Source organism: Ferrimicrobium sp. (assembly GCF_027319265.1).
GTDB lineage: Bacteria > Actinomycetota > Acidimicrobiia > Acidimicrobiales > Acidimicrobiaceae > Ferrimicrobium.
Genome location: NZ_DAHVNP010000027.1, coordinates 1 through 23580, shown reverse-complemented (window position 1 = coordinate 23580; position 23580 = coordinate 1). Strand labels below are relative to the sequence as shown.

General features: G+C 54.3%; 19 protein-coding genes and 1 pseudogene. 6 read left to right on the top strand and 14 right to left on the bottom strand.

Annotated elements, in window-relative coordinates; genetic code table 11:
* A partial coding sequence (locus tag M7439_RS02940; protein ID WP_308464374.1) for a diacylglycerol kinase family protein occupies window positions 1-1272 on the bottom strand: 1272 nt, incomplete at its 3' end.
* A gap of 401 nt (window positions 1273-1673) precedes the next feature.
* On the opposite strand from M7439_RS02940, the gene M7439_RS02935 reads away from it, so the two are divergent.
* A complete protein-coding gene (locus M7439_RS02935; protein WP_298346005.1) occupies window positions 1674-2210 on the top strand; it encodes a universal stress protein in 537 nt (178 codons plus the stop codon).
* Window positions 2211-3534: 1324 nt separating this feature from the next.
* On the top strand, window positions 3535-3801 hold the full coding sequence (locus M7439_RS12990; protein ID WP_374045742.1) for a hypothetical protein: 267 nt from the start codon (window positions 3535-3537) through the stop codon (window positions 3799-3801).
* A gap of 835 nt (window positions 3802-4636) precedes the next feature.
* On the opposite strand, the gene M7439_RS02930 is transcribed toward M7439_RS12990, so the two are convergent.
* On the bottom strand, window positions 4637-5722 hold the full coding sequence (locus M7439_RS02930; protein WP_298349318.1) for a YncE family protein: 1086 nt from the start codon (window positions 5720-5722) through the stop codon (window positions 4637-4639).
* Window positions 5723-7106: 1384 nt separating this feature from the next.
* On the bottom strand, window positions 7107-7889 hold the full coding sequence (locus M7439_RS02925; protein WP_298346000.1) for an MBL fold metallo-hydrolase: 783 nt from the start codon (window positions 7887-7889) through the stop codon (window positions 7107-7109).
* Window positions 7890-8343: 454 nt separating this feature from the next.
* Between M7439_RS02925 and M7439_RS12985 the strand changes: the two genes are divergently transcribed.
* Window positions 8344-8853, top strand: coding sequence for a GNAT family N-acetyltransferase (locus M7439_RS12985; protein ID WP_298345998.1), 510 nt, complete (start codon window positions 8344-8346; stop codon window positions 8851-8853).
* 687 nt (window positions 8854-9540) lie between these two features.
* Here the strand turns inward: M7439_RS12985 and M7439_RS02920 are convergent.
* From M7439_RS02920 to M7439_RS02910, 3 genes are all read right to left on the bottom strand, one after another.
* Window positions 9541-11748, bottom strand: a complete 2208-nt coding sequence (locus tag M7439_RS02920) for a hypothetical protein (protein WP_298345996.1) — start codon at window positions 11746-11748, stop codon at window positions 9541-9543.
* A gap of 815 nt (window positions 11749-12563) precedes the next feature.
* Complete coding sequence (locus tag M7439_RS02915) at window positions 12564-13253, bottom strand: hypothetical protein (protein WP_298345994.1); 690 nt, start codon at window positions 13251-13253, stop codon at window positions 12564-12566.
* A 29-nt stretch (window positions 13254-13282) separates the two neighbouring features.
* Window positions 13283-13825 (bottom strand): hypothetical protein, encoded by a 543-nt coding sequence (locus tag M7439_RS02910; RefSeq protein WP_298345992.1) that lies wholly within the window; start codon window positions 13823-13825, stop codon window positions 13283-13285.
* Window positions 13826-14229: 404 nt separating this feature from the next.
* On the opposite strand from M7439_RS02910, the gene M7439_RS02905 reads away from it, so the two are divergent.
* From M7439_RS02905 to M7439_RS02895, 3 genes are all read left to right on the top strand, one after another.
* Window positions 14230-14664 (top strand): metal-dependent hydrolase, encoded by a 435-nt coding sequence (locus M7439_RS02905; RefSeq protein ID WP_308464375.1) that lies wholly within the window; start codon window positions 14230-14232, stop codon window positions 14662-14664.
* 152 nt (window positions 14665-14816) lie between these two features.
* The gene (locus tag M7439_RS02900) at window positions 14817-15044 is read left to right on the top strand and encodes a hypothetical protein (protein WP_298442426.1); all 228 of its coding nucleotides are present in this window, start codon (window positions 14817-14819) and stop codon (window positions 15042-15044) included.
* Window positions 15045-15091: 47 nt separating this feature from the next.
* Window positions 15092-15244, top strand: a complete 153-nt coding sequence (locus M7439_RS02895) for a hypothetical protein (protein ID WP_298345986.1) — start codon at window positions 15092-15094, stop codon at window positions 15242-15244.
* 356 nt (window positions 15245-15600) lie between these two features.
* Here M7439_RS02895 and M7439_RS02890 read toward each other — a convergent pair whose 3' ends face one another.
* The 8 genes and pseudogenes from M7439_RS02890 to M7439_RS12975 all read right to left on the bottom strand — a co-directional run bounded on the left by M7439_RS02890 (window position 15601) and on the right by M7439_RS12975 (window position 23472).
* Entirely contained in the window at window positions 15601-16731 is a 1131-nt protein-coding gene (locus tag M7439_RS02890) for an ABC transporter ATP-binding protein (RefSeq protein WP_298345985.1), read from the bottom strand.
* An 18-nt stretch (window positions 16732-16749) separates the two neighbouring features.
* Window positions 16750-18315: an alpha-amylase family glycosyl hydrolase gene (locus M7439_RS02885; RefSeq protein ID WP_298345983.1), complete on the bottom strand. Its 1566-nt coding sequence runs from the start codon at window positions 18313-18315 to the stop codon at window positions 16750-16752.
* Window positions 18316-18322: 7 nt separating this feature from the next.
* On the bottom strand, window positions 18323-18928 hold the full coding sequence (locus tag M7439_RS02880) for a carbohydrate ABC transporter permease (protein WP_366525214.1): 606 nt from the start codon (window positions 18926-18928) through the stop codon (window positions 18323-18325).
* Window positions 18929-19171: 243 nt separating this feature from the next.
* Entirely contained in the window at window positions 19172-20125 is a 954-nt protein-coding gene (locus M7439_RS02875) for a carbohydrate ABC transporter permease (protein ID WP_298345979.1), read from the bottom strand.
* A 63-nt stretch (window positions 20126-20188) separates the two neighbouring features.
* Window positions 20189-21526, bottom strand: a complete 1338-nt coding sequence (locus tag M7439_RS02870; protein ID WP_298345977.1) for an ABC transporter substrate-binding protein — start codon at window positions 21524-21526, stop codon at window positions 20189-20191.
* A 66-nt stretch (window positions 21527-21592) separates the two neighbouring features.
* Window positions 21593-22390 (bottom strand): LacI family DNA-binding transcriptional regulator, encoded by a 798-nt coding sequence (locus M7439_RS02865; RefSeq protein ID WP_298345975.1) that lies wholly within the window; start codon window positions 22388-22390, stop codon window positions 21593-21595.
* Window positions 22391-22477: 87 nt separating this feature from the next.
* A pseudogene (locus tag M7439_RS12980) lies at window positions 22478-22669 on the bottom strand (LacI family DNA-binding transcriptional regulator); the annotation flags it as partial.
* Window positions 22670-22908: 239 nt separating this feature from the next.
* The gene (locus M7439_RS12975; protein WP_366525213.1) at window positions 22909-23472 is read right to left on the bottom strand and encodes a YbhB/YbcL family Raf kinase inhibitor-like protein; all 564 of its coding nucleotides are present in this window, start codon (window positions 23470-23472) and stop codon (window positions 22909-22911) included.
* Between the last annotated feature and the right edge of the window lie 108 nt (window positions 23473-23580).

The window sequence follows — 23580 nt, the reverse complement described above, 5'->3', positions numbered from 1 at the left end:
TGTCGGTGCTGCCACTCGGCATGCTCTTGGAATGAGTTCCACCATCAGTTGGCAGACTGGACCTCTGGGTTCGCCATCGAGAGCAACGATGAACGGATCGGTCGCACGCAACTGCAGCTCCGTCACTTCTTCCATCATCGCACGTCTTGGCACTCGACGCGCACGTTGTCGAAACAGGCTGCCAATCTCTCCAATCGCGATCCGCCACGCCGCACGCGAGATCATGACAAGCTGCGCAACACCATCATCAGGGGCGCCACTAGGTAGCGTTATCCCGACCCTTCCCCCGATACGGGGCGCATTGACCACTGCCACGTTGAGGTACCTGTCGGTTGTCTCATGACCGTTGGCCTGCACCGCCAGATCGACCGATCGACGCGCGTGCCAAGTGGCAAAGGCAACCGCCGGATAGAGCAATGGACGTCGCCACCCATGAATATTTTGAACCCTCTGCGCAAAGTCAGCTACCAGACCAACACTGATAGCATGCACAGCCACACCCAAATTCGTGCGGAGTATGTCGACCTCACGGGAGGCCGCACCACTAGCAACCAACGCCGCTTCCTCTGGATACAGCGGAATCGTCAACGACCGAGCTATGTCGTTCCCAGTACCAGTCGGAAGGATGCCGAGTTGCGTGTCCGTGGCTGCTGTCTTCGCGATAGCGGCCCCTATGGTGCCATCACCTCCAGCCGCGATAACCCTCCCTGCTGGCCCGACCAACCTTGCGGCAGCATCGAGAGCAGCGCAAAGATCACCAGCCTTCACTAGGAGGACCTCAGTTCCTCCATCACGCTGCGCATCAAGCATGCGGCGGGCCCGTCGAAAAAGCCGGGTCGACCCAGAATCAACATTGGCTACGACAACAACTCTTGGCCGCTGTCGTTGGTCAGAAGGGCCGCCTCGACCTATCGTAAACTTCTCACCAACCCGCACTGCTACGCCAGCGCTAACGGCCGCCATCACCGACCAACCAATATCACCTCGCCAACCACGCGTCCTGGATCCCTGCAGTGCAAGAACGCCGGCAGCAAAAGCGAGTGGGAGGCGTGTCGGCGGCGCTACTCTACCAAACCCGTAGCCAAGACCGATCCAAAGACCTCTTGGGTGCCGCGTCCCAAGGCAACCCACCGCCGCCGCGACACCAACAGTCTGCGCTGCGAGTGGCCGACCCCGACGGAGCAGCCGGCTAACAGCCACCACGGTAAGGAGATAACTACTCAGATCCCATAGTTCCGTCGATCTTCTTGTGCCTCGTCTCGGTGGACCCATGATGGTAACTCAGAACATCCTCTCCAGGGCACAGGGCACTTCCAACCAAACCATCGTCTTGAGCCCTGCCAAGACCAATAAGACACACCGCCAAGAATCGCCAACCCTGACCCTTCAACGAGAGCAGGAGTCCTATCATCATCTGAGCATGTAGAGCACACTAGCAGTTAAGGCCCCCGCCGCTATCAGCCCGGACGGTGTCAACAGAGTATCAAAGTTGCTGTTCCGGTCGTCAATGTATTGTAAAGAATACAATCAGCTCGATCAGCATGCCGATACTCTCCACTCGTGACCAAAATCGTGATCATCAATCATCACAACGATCGGATCGCTGACATCGGCGGAGAAATCAGACTAGCCACTGGGCACCGCATCCGCGCTCACGGTCAGGCTGGTGCTTGATGGCTGGCCTACGACCGAAGACGCCCCGCATCAACCCTCCTACAGTCGAGACTCCCGCACCACCGCATCAACTAGGAGATGGATACTGCGATACACCTGTCCCCGAAGACAAACCATTACGTCTCCTCATTCCAGTGGGGTCAGCAGCCACTGACTCAACAAAACTGTTCTGGGCAACCGCACATTTAGCAAACCGCATGGCAGTACAGGTGGTCGTCCTCCACTGCCGTGAATGGGATCTCGCCAACGGAGTCAAGTATTTCCGCGATACCATCGACGAGGCGAATGCCGTCATCGCCACCGCACTCTCGTGGTTTGACGCCCTCCATATACCTGCCCATGGGCTTCTGCGCGATGTCGAACGGGGATCCGTTGGAATCGGCATCGCTGACACCTGCGGAGAGTACCCGATCGACTCCATCATGGTTGGCTTGCACCGCAAGCGACGTATTTTCCATCGCCACCTGGGTTCGACCATCGCTCAAATCGAACGACGTGTTGACTGCCCAGTGATCATCATCAATCTTGACGGATAGGAGATAGACCGGAACCGTGCCAGTGCAGTATCACCTATGCCAACAAACAAACGGTCGCTTCCAATGTGGGGTGTTGTGACTCAAGGTCTCCAACCAAAATACGTTGACCAAATCTTGCGTGCTGGTGCTGGAACCTTACCGGCGCGATACCGCCGGTATGCCATTTGAGGACGTATAGCTTGGAACAACGCCCACTCACGCGAGTTCGTTTCGGATCATTAGGGTACCGCTTTGCATTCCCTGTTGCAACCCTCTCATTGACAGGAGCTGCATGGCTTGACGCGGCGGTCGGGAGATTGCATTATGGAGCAGACCCAGCCCGACTTCGAATGTACAACTCATCCAGAGAGGTTCTGATTGGGAGCACTAAGACAAACGATTGTCAACATCGCACGTAATAGCTAGAATCAGTTTCAAATCGACAGGCTCGCAATCTTTTTGCCGCGACAACATGGCGCAGCCACTTGTGCATCAGTCATTGAGATCTTTCGCCATGGCACCTTTACCACCTACCAGGTGATGCAGAGATCGGCGAGGTTGCCTCTAGATCTGACTGGTGCTGCAAACAACACATCAAGATGAAGAATCCATCCCGAGCAGCGCAAGACCTATGAATTCAACATGACATATTGTTCTTCAGGTGGTTAATGATTGAATCTGTACTGGTAATCGGGACAGCAGAAACCGCTTCTACCCTAGCATCATCGCCACCCGTGCAGGAGTTTTGTCTATCTGGCAGGGCTGCGTTAGCTCTGCAGATAGGACATCGCAGTTCCAAGGCTCTTGACTTTTTTTACATTACACCCACTAGAGGCATTACTGGAGCTGCCACAATTAGACGACTTGTTGAAGCACTTCACACAAGCAGAATGGACACACCGGCCCCTGGGACAAACCGAATAGAGACTCAATAGGGTTTCAGCTACTTTACTCGCTTACCCATTCACGCATGACTTCGAGCTCGACACGTGGTGCCTCTCTGTGGTAGGCCCAAAAGATTTCCCTGTACAGGGAGCACACACCCTCGGAAAGCCCACGCTAGCCTGAACTTACGCCGACTTCATGTCATTATGAAAGCTGGACTGATGAGCATCGATGAGCTAATACATCGAGCGTAACACACCTAGGGGAACGCCTTTTCACCGCGGTTACTTCTGCAACAACCCACATACACGCACGATCTTACGGACAAAGACAAGGATGACGTAGTTGGCTTGCTGATCAATTCACAATCGTTCACCACGGTCGAACAGCATCTGCAAGGAATGGTTCAAGTGAACACGCTTGCGCTACACCGACGCAAATCCCCAAAGGACCACCATTTATGAGGCTACCCTCGGATATCCAACGTCTGTTCTACCGTTACCGCACAGTTCGGCCTTGCAACGGCTCAACCCATGAATCACTCATCATCGAGAAGGTGTTGGAGGACGGTGCGGTCAACGACTGGCGCTGGCTGTTTCAAGCGTATGGCATGGAGAGGATTCGTGCACGGACCAGAGATTCGGCTAGGGCAGCTCAACTGTCCTCTCGCGTCGAGTGGTCCTGGACCTTGGTGCTCTTGCACAAGCCACACGAGACGCCCCGATGATCGGGTGGCAATGGGAGACGACGATGTTGAAGACAGTGGGGGCAAGCGAACCAATCGAGGGCTGGGACTGAATAAGGAACTGTTGCGACGGACAATCGACGCAGCTCTAGACAACAAGAGGACTGGCCCCTGACTGACAATGAGTTCAAACTGCTCATCGAGGTGTGTGTGCGCACTGGATTGGATTCATTTGCGTGCCAGGTGTATGCGATCAAACACTACGACTCAAGGGCCAAGCGTACAAGATCCCCAGTACCCACACCCGCCTATGTGGTTCAGCTAGCCGTCTCTCGAGATACATAGAGTCCGATAAGTAAAACAACAACAGTCAGAGAGGACCGCCGCATGAGTAGCATCAGTTCCTCACCCCTGCATCGGACAATGCTCCCCTCAAGCCACTCACCACATTCCTTTACCAAGAACCCTTCGGCCTGGGTTCCGCTACCGCCGCCACGCGAGCAACAACCGTTTACCGGACCCAATGGCACAAGAGGGTAAGCCACACTCTTTGGCACTCACTAGCAATCGCCAAATGACGTTCGAAGCAGCCGCCACAAGGGGGACTGCAGAGACAAGCGCACTTTCGGTGCCCAATGCAGTCAATAATTCAATACCAGCATCTTAAGGGTGACATCCACAAGTCACGGTGTCGAATGAACAGGACATCGGCACACTCGCACCTTAGAGGAATCTCTCACACCCTAACTTTTCCATTTGATGACGTGCGGCTAACCCGGCCAAAGCTGGCCGATCACAGATAAAGCAACCTATCTCTCGCTAGCTTAAGAGGTGATTACGCACCACGCGATGCCTCTCAGGGGGCCATACTCTACTCTCACGCGTCCTGATTCAAGGTCCGTAGAGGTTTGAGAACGGTGACTGTCGCTGATGCCTGATTGACGACGTACGCCTCACCGGTGTGTTGATCCACGGAAATGCCTTGCGGCTGGGTACCCACAGAAATAGTCTGCGTAACCTCGTTACTGCTCGTGTTGATCACCGACACCGTATCACTAATGGAGTTATTTACAAGAAGGGTGTGATTCCTGTAGTCTATCACCACGCCATGCGGGGAATCCCCAACAGGAATATCATCAACGACTCGATTGTGTTGAAGGACAGCAACCTCGTTCGCAGCACTTACGCCCACGTATACCAGTCCGTTTTGCGGATCCGCAATGACATTCCAAGGATGCGGCCCCACGGTGACCGTCGTAATGACGCTCATGGTTCGAAGATTTATTACGCTTACGCTATTGCCAGCAGCGTTAATACTTTGAGAATTATGCGTAGTTCCAGCATATGGATCGATGCCGGTATTAGCAACATACAGCGTTTTGGTTCTCGGGTTGACCGACACACCCCACGGATTCGGACCTACTGATATTCCAGCTGGATCAATTACCTTGTCGTTCTTAATATCTATTGCATAGACTTTACTCAGTGAGATATCGGTAACGAATGCCTCGTGAAGCCTCTGTGAAACTACTAGCCCATGGAGATGAGCAGCAACCGGAATTTCGGCTATGACCGCATCAGTCCTTGCATTAATGACATCGAGACGTCCACGTTGAATATCGGTGACATAAACACGTTGATTCTGCTGGTCGACAGCGACCGTATGAACGGTTCCACCGAGAGGGATTGTCGAAATCAAAGCACCGGTCTCGCTATTCAACACCGTCACCGTACCGGCGGCGAGGTTGCTGACGAAAACCTTGTGCAGTCGTGCGTCAACTCCTGAAAAGTGTGGAGTTGGTCCTACGGAGTCCCATGTGCTGACAACGTGATAACTTTCCGCAATAGGCTGAGCACTTGCAACTCCCGAGGTGGTACTAACGAACAAAGCAGCACCTAGAAGACTGGCACTTGCACCTACTAACAACCTCTTACCCTGGCTTCGAATAACCATAATTACCATCCTCAACGATCCAAAGATCCTGTACGATCCCTAGGTCCACTTTGCCTGCACTAATCTTGATGCTAATGGAGGGCCTTTTGCGCGTGGTCCACCTCTTGTCAAGAGAGTCTTATTCAATCTATACATTGCGATGCTATCCTGGCCCAGAATTGGGAGGGGTCTCGCGCGTTGTATCCTCGGTTGTCGCTTGAGTTCAGCGTGAACTATCCTCTTCAGCTGTGCCGTCACGAGCTACAGAATTGTGCGACTAGCCGATCCAAGGGTACTCTCCGCGTAGGTCCCAGAGTCGTCGTCACGGTAGTCCTCGGTCAAGAGCTGCACTTGGACACCTACGGGAACCCATCAAGAGAAGACATCGTCGCTTCGACCTCAGCGTTGAACGATGTACACCTCCCCCATCGGCAGGCTCAATCTGGATCGGTAACGCCTGGGGTATGAGACTCGTCTCGGAGACTTTGACTTCCAACAAGGTTACGAGACAAACGCCTCTGCATTGACGCTTCAAATGTGGCCGGGACTGCAGCCTTCGGCCGCGATCTCAGATAGGGCCGACATGACTCTTTGGTGCATCGATTGAGCAATCCGCAGGTTGGTTAGCTGTGTGGAAGAGTGTTCGTCGATGATGGTCAAGGAGCAGAACAACCTCCCTCTCTGCCAGTGGAATGCCCCTCGTGCCCGGTCCACCTTGTATGGCAGTCGACCTTTTAGCTACCGTTGACTGGATGCTGTGCGCCCGGGGCTCGCATGCGAGTCGGATAGGCCCCGTCGATGTTCCAGTTGCCTCGGGGGTTCTCCATATTTCCTCCGCACCTTTCACGGCTTCGAAACGCGCACCTCTTAGCGCGGCAAGTTCGGGCCCAGGAGGGAGAGCATAAAACCCCACAGGTCCAGACGAGGAACGATACGTCCAAGTTCAACAGCACCCGTATCGATCAAATGCATAAATCAGCTCATCGCCGGCACTTTCACCGAATCGATGCGAAAGTCTTCTAGAATTTTCAAACCCCATTGGAGAGCTGCTGATTTTCCTTGCGAAGCCTACCGTTCTTTGCAGCGAAATCCGGGCTACGGAAAGGTCTCAACATAAAATTCACTGAACACCAGTGCGTCAACAATCTCGATGCGCCAGCACGTCGAATGGCGCAGTCTTTGCAGCTCTTGACAAGGTGGATCGGTTGGAGCATCGCGATCGCACATACCCTTTGGAGTAGAACGTACTTAGGCAACTCTCTTTGGGCGCCTGCATCAAAAAACACCGTGAGATCGGGCCCCATCGAATGCTGAAGTTCAGTGCAGGTGGCGCGGTCTCCAAGGTTGCAGGTCACCACCAGCCGGGCCGCATCAACTGGTTGGGGGTGGGATGGTTCGGTTACCTAGCGTTGCTTCAACGTTGTTCCTTCGCCCAGGCGGCTTGACGTTCGTGGTGCTCCTTGAGCCATTGCGCTAGGATGCGGTCGTCACTCGTAGGGGTGCCTATTGCGATGTCGTCTAGGTAGCTTCGGTCGAGGGTGATGCGTCGATCCAACTCACCCTGGTCGCCCGGCCTTCCATGACCCGGGATGAAAGTGACAACCTGGTCGAGGAGTTGTGCATACAGATCAAGGGCAGCGAGGTAATCGGAGAGCGGGTCGGGCTGATCGAGGTCGAGCGTTGGGATCTCGATGTCAGACACCATGTCACCCGCGACGAGGATCTGTCGGTCTGTGATCCAGAGCGCAGCATGTCCAGGGGCATGGGCTCGGTGCTCGATGACCTGACAGTTCGCGGCCCAGAGAGGTTCAGTATCGGACCAGGTCGTGAGGAGGCCGCACAGGTCTACATCATGACCAGGGCATTGCTCGGAGATGTACTCGTGGAGCTCTGTCAGTTCGGCCTGGCAGGTATCCACGTTGGCCCGAACAGCGAAACGAGGGACCTCGGCCCCGAACCGTTGGGACCAGAGGACATGGTCCCAATGGGCGTGTGTCGACCATCCAAGCGTGACCCGAAGGCCTCTCTCCTCAACGAAGTCCGCGATCACGTCGAGATCGGATGGGGTAATCGCCGGGTCAATGAGCATGCAGCTGGTGTTATCGAGCGCAACGATGGTGCTCGTCGTCATCTCGCGGTCACTCGTGTGGACCCAGACACCGTCGCCTATGGCCTGGATGGGAATGTTCGTCGACATTGATCGAAGCCTAGCGTCCTTGGACTGTTGGCGTGAACACTTCGCGATGTGGCGCTCGTGAGAGATTGGATCTGGGGGATATCCCTATCTCTTTGTCAAGCCGATAGAACGGTCTTCCGGTTGCCTCCCATTTGACTACCAAACGCAATGGACCGTTCGGCGTGAATGCGCGAGTTCTCTCGAGCGGCACCATCGAAGCTAGGGGTCCAGTGACGGTTGAGACAAACCCTGGCTGAGACGACTCGCTCCGAGGCACTCGACTTCCTGGACCCGACGTACACCAGTTAGCTGTCATGAGCTTGTAGCTCACTAATGTCACTTGGACCTCTCTGTATTTATCCTTGTGACATCCGAGCTTCTAAGCGCATGTCGACCTAGGCTAAAATCAGGCACTTCTGAGCATAGCTAGAAGGTGGTGCACTGGTGCCGCGAAGAGACGAGGAGTTACGCTAATATGCCCGTACGTCACGCCAACCCCGGCGACGCACTCGGCATCGGAACAGTTCATGTCATATCCTGGCAAGCTGCTTATCGAGGCGTTCTTGCACAAGACTACCTCGATTCCCTTGATTCCGCTCAACGCGGGGCAAACTGGAGACGGTACCTGACCGGATCCCTCTCACACGACGAGTCCGTTTTCGTAGCTGAAGTTCAGCCCAATAATGTTCTCGGCTTTGCCAACGTTGGACAGTCGCGAGATGCCAACGGAGTCGGAGAATTGAGGTGCCTTTATGTGACCCCGGAGCACTGGGGCGAAGGCATTGGACGCGATCTCATGTCCAGTAGCGTCGATGCGCTAGTCGCTTGTGGTTTCCGTGAAGCCACTCTCTGGGTCTTGGACAGCAACTACAGAGCTCGCAGGTTCTATGAGGCCAGCGGATGGGCCGTGGACCAGGGTGCGAAGCAAGAGACGATCGGCGGAATAACGGTACGCGAGGTTCGGTATAGGCGAACGCTCGCCTGACATGAAAACCCTGCAGTAGGCACACGTGAGTGCGGGGTGTCGGGGGGAGCCTCCTGGGAGGCGCGCATTCCGAGGTTGAGTTGTCGACAGGTTCCGGGGTGGCACCCGAGAGCGCAACCCACAAGATCATGAGTCCGAGTGTGCCGTTGCGCACTTCTTTGTTCGTCCGAGCGACCGATTTGTTGAACTGAGAGTGCGGGGAAGAGACCCGCACTCTGCGGGTACGCAACTCACAATATTGTCGGATCAACGGATGGGCCCCCTTCAGTGTGACCGTGAAATCGATAGAATCACCAAATTCAATCGCGACCCGCTGGCCAGTGCCAACCCCGGGTGACGCCAACTGCCGAGCCACGACCGCAGAACGTGCAAAGGGCTCTTCAGCCCGGAGAGCCTGTCCGGTTACCGGAACCTTGATGACAAACTTTGAAGGTATCGAAGAGTAGGCCCCCTGCCACACGCCAACCAACGCATCTCTGACCCGACGACCCTCTACCGGACCGCCTCCTTCTCTCATCACCAGCTCGTTCCCCACCGCAAGACCACCGTCGGCACCACGGCAGCCATCCCTGTGAGCGACCTGATTGCAGGAGTTTTTCAGCTGCGGTGACCAAGACCTGAACCTTCAGCGAGTGCCGAACACCGACGGGACCCTCGTGCGTAACCGGTCCCTCACGATCCCGACGATCACCTACCTGCGGTAAGTGTCACCCAGCCATTCCCAGTAGCGTTCGTCTCGAGATAGCGATGAGCTACGCCAGAGTACGTGAGCATGGCGTTGGTCAGTAACTTCTTCAAAAGAATAGGTCCAGCCTTTAGCCCAGGACTAATCACCGCGCTTTGCACAGACAACCGGGGAGCCTGACCCCCCGCCGCATTCTCAGGGTTGACGGTCAGGGTCACCAAGCAGTGCTGCTGTCCACACGCAATCGATGCAGCCTCCGGTAACGACTCTGAACTCACTGGGTGCAGCTTGAGTGAACGGAGCTTCCACGCACCTGTGAGGGGTTGACCGCCAATCATCAGCGTGGACTGACTCGTCACAACGACGCCGTCACAGCCCCCGGCGATTGAGCACCCAACCGCGTAGAGCCCGGGGCCTGGGAGAGAATAGGGAACGTCACCCGCAAGCCGCAGCAACTGCCACGTAGCACCCCCATTGTTACTCCGTGCGACAAACGGGCGCAAGGTTCCATAGCCGTCGACAAAATCATGCTGACCTATGGCAACGCAATCGCCACGACCCATACAGGTGACCGCGCCTATTGAGAGATCGTTTCGAGCATGTGGCACATGAGCTTGGTGCCAACTCGCGCCCGCGTTGTCGGTCCACAGCACGGGAAACTGAAAATGGTGGCTGATGCCGCTCATCGCCATGACGCAATCGCGAGGTGTTCTACACGAGAGCCCCAAAGGACTGGCACCAATACTGAGCGTTCTGACAGTGGTCTTGCCCGTCAATGGGTTGATTGAGAGCAGTTGATACGAGCCGCTCCCCTCCTGCACGATGACGTCGCAATGATTCGCCACAGGACACGTAAGTGCGATCGGCGTGATGACGGCAACACCAGTTCCTGGATCATGGACCTGCAGGGAACGTACTGCCCTATCCTGATCAGGCACGAGTTTTGCAAGCACAAGATGACCTCCGAATGCTCGGAGCGTCTCGCACGAACCGCTGTCACAGGAGGCAAGTTGGACACCGTTGGCGAGTGCTGGTGCCTTGGGTATTGACGAGAACGAGAGCCCTGATCCGATCCCGAACCCTTCTCTTGTCAGCGTGGTCAACCGAGGGATCGTGGTCGTCGTCGAACCCAACGTCAAGAGGCACGTCGTTGAGGTGCGCACGCAGCCAAGCGATGGTTGATCGACTGCTGACCCGCTTGGCACACTCGCACCCCGGAGACGTTTCCCGACCAGAAGGAAGGTTGTGGTGGACTTGTTCGTGGACAGACTGGTAATGCACTGCGTGGCACTGCAACTCAGGTCGTCTAGGAACGTCCCCGACGCCACAGAGGTGCTCAGTGCCGCAGTAGTTCCATTCGCATAGACCACATTAACGACAATCGTGTGACTGGATGAGGGTGCAAGCGCCGCACTCCAGTAGCAAGCCTCGTCATCACAACTCGCCTTCAGATCAGGTTGGACCTGCTCCGACGCGAGAACGCGGTGAAAGCCGGTCGCAACTCCACCGAATAAAAGCTCCTGATCACCGATCATGGCACCGGGAATGGTCACGATGTCGACACAGGCAGACGGAGTGGCGCACGCAATGGAGTTGGAATCGATTTGTTCAGGGGCAGGTGCGGGCTCATGAAGAAGAGGTATGGGAGACCAAGCGGTCGCGAAAGGCGGTGAGGTCCACGCTGTCGGTTTGCCATTCCGCACACCCGTGACCCAGCAGGGACCTCTCAGAAGACAGTGCACCGAGCTGGGCTCAAAGCCAGCCGTTACTGTCTCGTTTTTCCACGTTCGGCCAGCGTCGTTGGTGACGAACAGCTCCTGGTTTCCTCCATCAAGACCCCTTCCCAGCACGGCGTAACAGGTTTGCGCACTCGCACACGCGGTGCTCTCAACCATCTGCTGTGACCCCTTCAACGAGGGGACCAATGCAAACTCCTGGTGATTGGCGCGTCGGACCCAAAGCTGGGAATAATCCGAATATCCACGCTCGGTCGCAACCAGGCAGGTCGTTGATGCGCAAGCAAGGTTACCTGCGGCTACCGCGCTCGCAATCGTCGACGTCGAGTTGCGAATCGTACGCACCTCGATCGACGTGAGCGGCCTCTTGCTTGCCACTCTGCGATGAGATCGAACGAGCACAAGCCCAAGTCCGCCGATGATCAGCAACAGGGCAACCAGGCCCAGCACCAGTGATCGGCGATGTCCCGTCACTCTGTCAACTCCAGTCCAAAGACGGACCATTGCTGAGCGAATGCCTTCTCTGATCTCATCAGACTAATGTAGCCCAGATCCTCGTCCAGAAGCCCGGACGGGTTCCGTATGTCACAGCGGACAAGGAGATCAGATGACACAGCGAACGACTAGCTCACGCCAGCTAGCCGGTCACAGTCCTGTTCACGGAGACGCCAGAGTGCTTGACGGAGAATTCCCCCGTTTGGATAGAGATGTTTCAGTAGCGCACGCCCGTCCGCAAGGACGGAGTGATGACACTAGGGTCACCTGGCTCAAATTGAGACCGTATGTACTCCTGACGCAACCATCCCCCGCGTGCAGTTCCACCGTTGGTCTTGGCTCGATCCGCTCACGCATGCCTTTTCAACGCAGTTGATCATGTCGCGGGTGCTCGTCTCACCTGGAAAGCTGATCACAAGATCTGCTCCGGCGGCAAGCATCTCTCGGCCTCGAATAGGACCAACAGTCTTCCTGTGTGAATCCAGTCCGCTAAAAATGCTGCTACCTCATATACCCCAGTGTTCCTGCAATACGCCCTTCCAAGAGATCAACACCAGGTGCTACTCCGTGGATTATCATCGTCATTGGGTCTACTGCTTGCAACTGCGTACGTCGCTAGCGGACGTATTTCTGTCTACGTGGATTGATCCGCCTCACACACCATGGCTCGCACTGGTCTTCCCGGCGCTTTACTTCCTCCATATATGTGCACCGCTGAAGGGCCGACAACACCCCGGAGATAAAAATGGGCTATCCTAATGCGGTCCGTTACCGAAACCTAGGCATCGAGGTCGTCAATCTGGGTCGGAGGGTTCTTCTAGCACTTCCAGAGCAAGTGGTGTGGAGGGGCTTATTATTACTCCATAACGATCGGTGTGTTTCGCTACATCGACAGAACGGGAGTTCCAGAAATCCACGACTTGTTGCCTCGCTACCGGCACTGTCGCATCATCTTCTACGTCATCTAGGTAACCAAGTGACCGGATCAGGGTCGCCACGGACTGATCGGGGACTGCTGGCCGGTATCGCCGAAGAAAGAGTCCAATACCATTTTCGATCGAGTAGCCAGTTCGCTGATCTATGACCATCAGATCGAAATAGTCCCGTAACTTTGCCCGGCCCAATACGGCGTTGAGCTTCATTGCCAAGATGTCCGGGATCGCAGCAAGGTTAGCAGTGTCTCTTGTCGATGTTGGGCTGAGCTGTTCCTGTCCAGCCACTGAGAGAAACTGCACCACAACTGAGTCGCATAGCACATTCAGAGTTCCGTCAGCAAGGCCAGTTACGGCTACCGGTAGTTCGCTCCTGTTGATCTCAGTCAGTATCTCATCCGGGTCGAAGTTGTCGTGCACAAAGAAATCAAGATCAGTGCTCCTGCGGTGATGGAGATGAATCGCCAAGCCAGTACCCTCGGCGAGGTAGAACCCCCGATTTGTAGCGATTGTCGTGGCGACGCTCCATGCTTGATGACTTCGCGCGGACATGATCCCTGCTAGCGGATGGGGCATCCAATCTACTTCCTTCCTGCAATATGAGCAGCAAGGGCCGACATCTCGGGTGTGGATCCCCGTCGAGGAAGTGCGGCGATAGCAAATGCCTCTGGGCTAAGGTTCTGAATCGCCCAGGCAAGGGCGTGAGGGTTGTCCTGCTCAAGAACGGCAATGGCAATGGCCGATCCATGGTCTTTCGTATTGAGCTCTCTAAGATCAGCATTCCAAAACAGGTGTTTGAAATGTTGTGGAACCCTCGTGTCTCTTTGCGTCCTCAACCTAGGAGCGGGTGGGATGGTATTGCGTATCTGCAAACCAATCGCGTCGGTTAGCCAGTAGGGCTCGACACGGAAGACCCAAACGGTCACCTCTTTGGGGACTCCTTCGGCCACTAACTCGTGACGGTGTTCGACCATCCCTCGTCGTTCGAGGCTGTTCAGCGCCTTGAGGGCGGTCGTAGGCGAAATACCCGCGTGTCGTGCGACCAATCGTCCAGACCGTAGACCAAACGGACGCCTTAGTAGAACATTGAGAACAAACAACTCTTCGCGGCTGAATCCCTTCACCCTCGGGGCTCGTCCCAGGTCCGCCAGCAAAGCACGAATGTCTCGCCGATTGAGACGCAAATGCCCTTTCGGCCCACGGCGAGGCTCCAATCCCAACCTACTCATGGCTCTATGCATGGTCGGGACGCTGACTCCAAGCCAGTCAGCCACGTACGTTGTCGAATAGAACGTTTCCACCGTGTCCATATCGTTATTCTAGTGCATCTCATGACTTGCTACCGCCACTGCACAGACCAGGCGTCGCGAACAGAGGGCGATACGAGATGGGCAAAGACGATCAGTGGAACACGATCGTTTCGCATGCAGATCTATCTCCCATGCTGGACAAAGCACAGGCAGCGACGGGACCCGCGGCCTTTGGGTTCACCCCCTTACCCGGATGATAGCTTCGGTGGTGGTGGCCAATTTATGGTGCGCCAATCTTACCTGACATTGACGAACCAGGTTCGAGCGTTGCCCATGAGTGCGGAGTCATCAGTTACGGGGTTTCCTGGGTCGTGAACAAGGTATCGGATGGGCACCGCATGCTCACCCATGCACTTCATGGGGTGGGCATCATTGCGTTGGCTCTGGTGTTATTGGCAACTGGATTATTAACAAGCACGGTCGTCTTTTGCGTCCTAGCCGCTGGTACGTGGAGGACTGTGGAGCCCTGGTTTACGCGGCTGTGCCGGTTGCGCATGTTTGTCAGAATCGGCGGTGGGTATGCCTTCTATCACTTTCACCCGTTCTCGGGACTTTTGTTGATCGGGTTCCTCAGCCTTGGTTGGCTGACCCACAGGGCCGGTGATCTCCTGACCAGCGCGGGCATCTCGCTGCGGCATCCAAATGGTTCATGACAGAGCTTGCCGGTCCTTGGTGCGACTGGCCCGAAGCCTGAGACCGTGATCCCTTTGGTGCTCTATGTGCTCATCATCGATGCAGCCGGAATGTACTTCTCACACCATCGGGTCCCCTTCGGCACGCATTCGCTGCCTGCGTTGACAACGAGTTGGGCCAAGTCGCTCAAACGCTAGCATCGCTAGGAGAACGGACCAACGATACCCTGTCTGTCGGTGAACGACCAATGGTGGTCATGGACCGTGGTAATGCAGCCGAGGCCAATATCGCACTCCTGGTTGAGCGTGACTACTCCTACCTGGTCATCACCAGGGAAGCTAGTGCCAAGGTCGACCTTAAGGGCCTTCAAGGCAGGGGTAAATACCTTCACACCTACTGACAAAGCCGACGGTTCCCAGCTGCGGATCAAGACCCTCACCGAGGAAGGTGGGGGAAGATTTAGATGGCATTAGTACTGCCGCAAGCGACACGACGGTGGCCGATGCAACAGTGGGCGCGCCAGCGTTCCGTCTTGTCGTCACCGGCAACGGCCGGATTCTCACCGCGAACGACGACACTGTGATCAGATTAGCCCACTGAACTTACTCACGCCTTGACACAGTATCCCATTGGAGTGACCTTCCAAGGGCTACCTAAGTCTACGTGCATCATCGGACGCCGAGACTGCGTAGCTGCTTGCACTCAACCTGTCTTGACCTACCAAAGCTTTCCACTGCTAGGGTGCATCCACGGTTAGAAACAGCCTAGACCGCAGCGAGCAGGCCAGATTAGCTTCATTGACCCGAATCTCAGGACCGAAACCGAAAACTAAAAACTATAATCCCTATTTCGGCATCTTTTGGGGACTCACCACCGGTCCTGGAAGATGCCTCGGACTCCTCCTCCTCCTAGGGAATCGTGATTTGCCCGCTATCTGTAATTGAAGATTTTGTGTCTCATCCAAGTGTGATCCCGGTAGCGGCGTCAAAGAAGTAGGCATCCGACCACTTGAAATGTAGTGTGACTCTGTCGTGTTGTTTCAAGTCACTGCTTCCTGCGATACGGGCGGTTCTCCCTTCATATTCGTCACTACCTGCATCTTCGCTCTCGCCCTGGCCTCGTACTATCTTCGCGTCCAAGTCAAAGTGCACCATCTCCTCGTAGCCGAGCTCTTCGACGAGCTTGACCTCCACGACTAGCCCTGCCGAGTCAGGCACATCTCCGAGAAAAAAGTGTTCAGGACGGATTCCCAATATCACACGAGTTAAACCTGCCAATCGTTTCATACTTGCATCTGATAAAGCGATTCGTTGGGACCCTACAACTAACGATACCGAGCTAACATCAATCGCAGCTTCGAACAAATTCATTGCTGGGGACCCAATGAATGTTGCCACAAAAGTATCGACTGGGTTTAGATATACGTCTTGCGGTGTGGTACATTGAAGCAGTTCCCCATTGCGGAGTACCGCAACTCTGTCACCCAATGTCATCGCCTCCATCTGGTCATGCGTAACATAGATCGTCGCCACCGCGAGCCTCTCTTGAATGAGCTTGACTTCTGCTCTCATCTTCACCCGTAATTTTGCATCCAAGTTCGATAGCGGCTCGTCCATCAGGAAAATACTCGGTTCTCTCACGATTGCTCGCCCCATGGCTACGCGTTGACGTTGTCCACCGGAAAGCTGTCTTGGCTTCTTGTCAAGAATATCGGCAATGCCGAGTATTTCAGAAGCATCGCGTATCCTTTGAGCGATAGTCGATTTGGGCAGATGTTGAAGACGCAAAGCGAATCCTATGTTTTCTGCGACACTCATGTGTGGATAAAGAGCATAGTTTTGAAATACCATTGCGATATCGCGATCTTTTGGTTCCAAACCATTCACTGTCCGATCACCGAATCGAAGCGTGCCCGAGGTCACCTCTTCGAGACCAGCCACCATCCTGAGCGTCGTCGTCTTACCACACCCCGAGGGCCCCACCAAGACCATAAGCTCACCGTCGGCAATATCGAGGTTCAGATCCTTGATTGCATGACAACCACCAGGATAAATTTTGTTTACATTTTCGAGGGTAATTGAGGCCATGGAAATCTCACTCTTTCATTATGACTGGCGAATGATACAAGCAGCGAAGGGCTCAAGCGTGTATGCACCTTCACATATCGACCGTTCCGCACCCCAGATGTCGACAAGAACGCCACCGCTGGTAGTGCTCTCAACCGTTTGGCCGCTAAAGTTTATATGAACCTCCAACTGCCCGACGCGATAGCTCCACACGAGCTCATCCAGAGAAAGGGTCGCGAGAGGAGAAAGGACATTGCTGCGACGAATCGATAACAACTTACGCGTGAAGTTCAAGATCGAGTGCTCGTCAGCATGCTGTGTCTCGACGTCCGTAGCAATTCGACCAAAGGGTAGCCATGGTTCGCCCTTGGTGAAACCGTGTTTCGGATCGTGGTTCCACGGCATAGGCGCACGGGCGTAGTCCCTCTTGAAGCCTGTGCTTGCATGCGCCGTAATCTCGTCACGAAGCAGTTCATCCCCAACGATCGAGTCACCTAAGCCGAGCTCATCACCGTAATAAAGAATAAGAGTCCCAGGCAGAGTAGTAAGAAGGATGAGAGCACTGCGAACTCGCGTCTCATCGTCGGCACACCAGCGAGTAGGGAACCGCGAGATATCGTGGTTCGATGCAGCCCAGCAAGCATGGGCACCTACAGGAAGTTTCGCAAGCGTTTCGGTGATTAGTGGCACTATGGTACCGGCTTGAAATTCAGAGAAGGTGAATGGAAAATTCATCGCGAGGCTGAGTTCATCATTATTACCGTAGAAACGAACCATTGCATCGATATCGCCAACCCACGTCTCGCCGATCAGTACCTTTGGTGGTTCGTATTCGGATGCAAGTTTACGCCAACTCCGATAGAGATTATGTACCTCGGGCCTATTCTTCGAATACCTTTCCAGTAATCCAAAGTGTGTGAAAGGAGACGCACGACCGGCGGGCGCAACTGGATCATCACGGAGGAGATGATCTTTGTAGATTCCATGTGCAACATCCACCCTGAATCCATCGATTCCAAGGTCGAACCAGAACCTCAAGATATCGCGGAACTCATCTTGAATTTTTGGATTCCACCAGTTGAGATCGGGCTGTGTGGGGAGGAAGTTATGAAGGAAATACTGCTTGGAGTTGGGATCGTACGTCCACGCGGAAGCTCCAGTGGCGTCGAGCCAGTTGTTTGGAGCACCACCATCAAGCAAGGGGTCCGCCCAGACGTAGTAGTCACGATAAGGAGAATCACGAGAAGATCGCGCAGATATGAACCACGGATGTTCTGAACTCGTGTGATTGGGAATAAGATCGAGCAGGACTTTGAGCGACAAATGTGAGCTCCGCTCAATCAGACGGGAAAGGGCTGGCATCCCACCGTAGTCATTCGCTACCGAATAGTAATCACTCACGTCATAACCCCAGTCGTGGTTAGGACTTGGCATGATCGGCGACAACCAAATGGCATCAACCCCAAGGTTCTTGATGTAGGGAAGATGTTCGATCACACCATCGATGTCGCCATTCCCGTCGCCATCTCCATCAGCAAATGAACGAACATAAATCTGGTAGACAGTGGTGTTTCCTAGCCAGTCAGGATTCATTACATAGGGCATCAGATAGCTAACCTTTCACTGCTCCGGAAGTCAACCCAGAAACCACAAACCGTCGGAACACAAAAACGAGGATACCGATGGGAACAACAGCTACGACACTCGCGGCAAAAATGGTACCATACGGTATGACATCAGGCGAGCCAAAGAGCGCGATACCCACGGGAATCGTCCGAAAACTATTAGAATTGTCAAATGTGAGCGCCATAAGAAATTCGGTCCAACATGCGGTGAAGGTGAAAATGCCGGCAGTAAAGATGCCAGGCAGTGCCTGCGGAAGGATGATTGACCAATAGGTGCGTAGTGGCGAGGCGCCGTCGACACGGGCACTCTCCTCCATCTCCCTTGGTATCCCAAGGAAATAGTTCCGCATGATCCAAATAGCGAAGGGTAGATTGAATGCGGTATACGGGATAATCAGTACTTGATAACTATCGATCCATCCAAGATCATGCATCAGGAGATACAGAGGAGAGACGACAGCGATCTCTGGGAAAAGTGAAATCATTAGCAGAATCATCATGATCGCGGTCTTACCACGGATGGGTAAACGTGCTAGGGCATATCCCGCAAGCGATCCTATCGCGAGAACTAATAGAGTTGCCAAGATAGACACCACGAGCGAATTCCTGAAATATATTCCAAAATCATAGTGCACAAATGCTGATTGATAATTAGCAATGCTGAGAGGATTCGGAAAATATTGTGGAGGGCTAGCGCCAATTCCACCGTTTGTTTTAAAGCTCGATGCAATCAACCAATAGATAGGTAAAGCCACAAACAATACAATAACTACTACAGTGACGTTGAGAAGATTCGCCCACTTCTTAATACCGGTATGTGCTTGGTATCGCATTTCCTATGCATCACTTACTTGAGCTCGGAAGACCTTTAGAAAAAGGAGACAACCGATTAAAACGAGGACACTTGCACTCACAGCGATTGCATTGCCAGCCCCATAATTGAGGTTCTCAAACATTGTGCGATAGCTCAGGACTGCTAACGAGGTCGTTGCTGTCCCTGGTCCACCGCCGGTGAGAACGAAGGGAAGATCAAAAATGCCAAAGGCTTGAAGAATCCGAAAGAGGATCGCCAGGGCTATAGTGGGTCTCAGTAACGGCAGTGTGACTCGCCAGAAAGTTGTCCAGGAGTTGGCACCATCGACGGCTGCAGCCTCAAACACTTCCTGTGGCAGCATGACGAGACCAGCTACGACGATGATGGCTACAAAGGGAGTTGTCTTCCAAATATCGGCTACCATCATAGAGATAATTGCCGAGGTCGGTGTCCCGAGGAATTGTGGCTGACCTAACCCAAGCGCTGAGAAAATTGCCTGCATTACACCATACGTTCCATCAAATATATATTGCCATAGTTCGGCAGATATAACAGTGATCATTGACCATGGAATAAGCAAGAGAGCCATCATCATGCCACGGCCCTTTGTCAGGCGTTCTAGCACAAGTCCGATCAAGGTACCTAGAATCACCTCTACTGCGACGGTAACCACCGTGTAGAACACAGTGAACTCAAGTGCGTATTGCCATACTGCCGCATGAAATATTTCACTGTAATTGGAGAATGTGAATCCGGCAAGCTGGAACCCATTACCAGTAACTGTGACGTTAGCTAAGCTGAGAACGACCGAGAAAATTATTGGGAAGATCGTAACCAGCGCTACGATTGTGAATGCCGGAGACGAGAATGCCCAGCCAATACGTGTGGATCGACGATGGTGCTTCGTGCGTCGGGCAACATCGACTGGACGCAGAGCGACGTTCGCGGTTGTGTCATCTACTGTCGGCTGGACCATGGACCCACCAATCCTTCTAGTTGGGCCCGGTCGTTCCAGAGAGCGACCGGGCCCAAGTTCTTGCTATAGTCCACCGCTTAATGCTGTATCTGCTTGCGATTCAGCTGATGCTAGTGCCGACTTCACCGTGGTGGATCCATTGAGTGCCGCATTGACATTCGTGTAGATAGCTGTACTCAGCGCAGGATAGTTTGGAGTCCCTGCCGGACGAGCAATCAGCCGCGTTTCAGCCGCCACCTTCTCGGGTGGAGGGGCGCTCGCCTCTGAGGCAATAGCCTTCCGCACCGACTCGACAGTCGGAATCTCCGAGTACTTTTTACCAAGAATAGTTTGGGCTTCCACACTGGACATCCATTTGATGAATGTCAAGTCGGTAGCGACGTGTTTGCTGTGGGGGTTAATGTATAGATTCCATCCACCAATGGTTGAGTAGCCTGGATAGCTATGCCCGGAGAAGGTCGGCAACGGCGCCACTCCGACCTTGCCGACTACGCTTGAATCAGATGGAGTCTGCGAGTTCGACCACGCGTAGTCCCAATTACGTAAAAACGCCGCGTCACCAGCGTCGAAGGTGGCCATGGCCTGTGGCTCTTCCATGGTGGCAACTGCTGCAGGACTCGCGCCGCTCGTGATAAGTGACCGCATGAAATTCACCGCCCGAAATGCTTGGGGTGAATTGAGATAGGCCTTGGTGTAGGAGGCGTTGGTAACCTTGCCCCCTGCGGATGTGTAATACTCCATGAAGTCGCAGGTAAGCCCTTCATACGAGTTACCCTCCCACACGAAACCATACTTGACCAGGTGGTCGTGGACAAGGGTCAGAGACTCTTGTTTCAGCTGTTCCCAGGTCTTCGGGACCGGAAGGTGCGCCTTGGCGAGCAAATCCTTGCGATAGTAGAGGAATCCTTGGTCTTCGAACAGAGGTGAACCATACACTTTACCTTTGTATTCGGCGCCGGACACCAGACCAGGAGCAAATTTTGCCCAGTAGCTTGAAGGGAGATAATTGCTCAATGGGACTGCAAGTCCATGAGCTCCGAACTGGGCAGGCCAGATCACATCACCCATGAAGACATCCGGTGTCGTCGATCCCCCCGAAATCTGGGCTACGACCTGGGATCTATTGGTCCCGGTGTTGGTTGGTGCGCTGACCAGGTTGACATGAATCTTTGGATAGGCTTTCTCAAAAGCGTTTATGAGAGTCTGGCGGATTCCGACCTGTGCAATCGGGCTTGCCCACCAGGTGATAGTCCCTGAGGTCGCCGAGCCCGAAGGTGACGTCGAGGAGGTTTTAGCCGTCGACGAGCTGCCACATGCCGCCAGAACGATTGAGGAACCCGCCACAACAATCGCGACCGTCTTGACCTTTCTCGATTTTCCTACTCTTTTCTTTGGTTCCATGTTATCTTGGTCCTTTCTCGGTTTCATCCACGCGAGGTACGCGTGGGGATATTACATAACTGACTGTCAGGGTTTTGCGAAGTTCGGGACTCTGGCGGTGGAGGCACGCTGGACCAAGTGGAGATCCAGCGATGTGTGAACAGTCTGCGCGTCCGACCCTGTCAGTCGTTCGATCAGCCGCTCGGCGACAATCGCCCCACTCAAAGAAAGGGGTTGTGACACCGTCGATAATCCAACCACCTCAGCCATCTCAAGGTCATCAAACCCGATGACCCCAAGATGATCCGGTACCCGAAGCCCGAGTTCCAGCGCAGCCGACAACACCCCGAGGGCACCCGTATCCGAAGACGCAAAAATTGCATCCGGGCGACGACTGCTCGCCAATAGTTCTAGCGCGCATTCTTTGGCAGGGGAAGTACCGTGTTCGCAGAATGCGACATGTTCTGTTTCGAAGGGTAATCCTCCTTTCAGTAGGGCGCCTCGCAAACCTCGCAGGCGGGCGCGACTTGACGTGAATCTGAACTTCCCCGAGTCCAAGTCTCCGATGAAGCCGATGCGACGGTATCCCTGAGCGAAGAGGTGAGAACCAACCATCGCTCCACCAAGGACATTGTCGATAAAGACAGAGTCTGACGATGGTATCTTGATGTCAAGCCCAATGAGGCTTACATGTGCGGTTCGCAAAGCGCTCACCTGGGCGGACGTAACAGGAATTGAAACCACCACGAGCGCCCTGGTGGAATGAGGATCCGATAACGCGTCAACAACCTGGTCGAATTGCGTTCTATTGAAAACACCAAATAACGATGCGACAACCCCGACCCGGTTCAGCTCTGCCAGGCAGGACTCGATGCGGGCTACCACTGACGGCCTCGTAATATCTGGTGCAACCACGGATACGAGATCTGACCTACCTTTTGATAGGGATCGAGCAAGCTGGCTAGGTCGATAACCGAGTTCCACAATTGCGGCTTCGACTCTGTCTCGCGTCGATTGGGAGACATGCTGCCGGTGGTTTAGAACCCGCGACACGGTCCCGACTCCGACGTCCGCATGCGCCGCTACGTCTTCAATTGTCGCCCGATGCCCAGGTTTCAATTTCCCCCCTTGGATTTGGAACCGCTTCCATACCAATTGGGACATTCTATTCCTACGTTGGACGCTTGTCAACTGGGTGATCACGAAGAGTCCCAAGATCTATCTCAGTTTGCGTTCAGATAGATGGTCCAAGATGTGAAACTACTCGCGCACGGCACAGGGTTCTCACCCCAACAGCGACACCCCAGATCATACAGACGACGGGCAGTCGAGCCATACTGGGCGTAGTCACCTTATCTTGGCTAGCCAATCCTATCCAGGAGGTGACGGGAGTCGCCCTGAATCTATTTGGCCTCGTAGCAGGGCGCAATCACACCGCGGGCAAGGGTATGGCTGTGCAGATTAAATCCCAGAAACGCAGCACTTGCAGTTGGCTCTAGCCCAAGAGACTCCACGTCTATGGCATGCACTCCGATATAGTAGACGTGCCTACCATGTCCCTTTGGTGGTGCCGCCCCTACATATCTAGCTAAACCCGCATCATTACGCAACTGGAATGCCCCGGCTGGAATCCCAGAACCAGCATCATCTCCTGCCCCTGTCTGCAGATGAGTAACACACGCAGGGATATCGATAACCTCCCAGTGCCAAAAACCACTCCCCGTCGGGGCCATGGGGTCGAATACAGTAACTAGAAAGCTCCTGGTGGCTTCGGGAAACCCGCTCCAGACAAGGTGTGGAGATAAATCCGACCCACCGGCACCCATTACCCCGCTCCGCTGGGGAACCGGTAGTTCCATGCCATCGGCAACGTCATTGCTAAACACTGTAAACGACGGAACTACCGCAATCTGGTCATATGGACTAACACTCACTACCGTTAACTTAGGGACCAGCCGCAATGACATAGATGAGATCTTTGATCTCCCTAGAGGGTTGAGGCCAATTGGAGTGGTTGGGATACTTGGTGGGATAGGGACTCATCCGCTTTCGCACGACACGGGGATTGGAGCGCA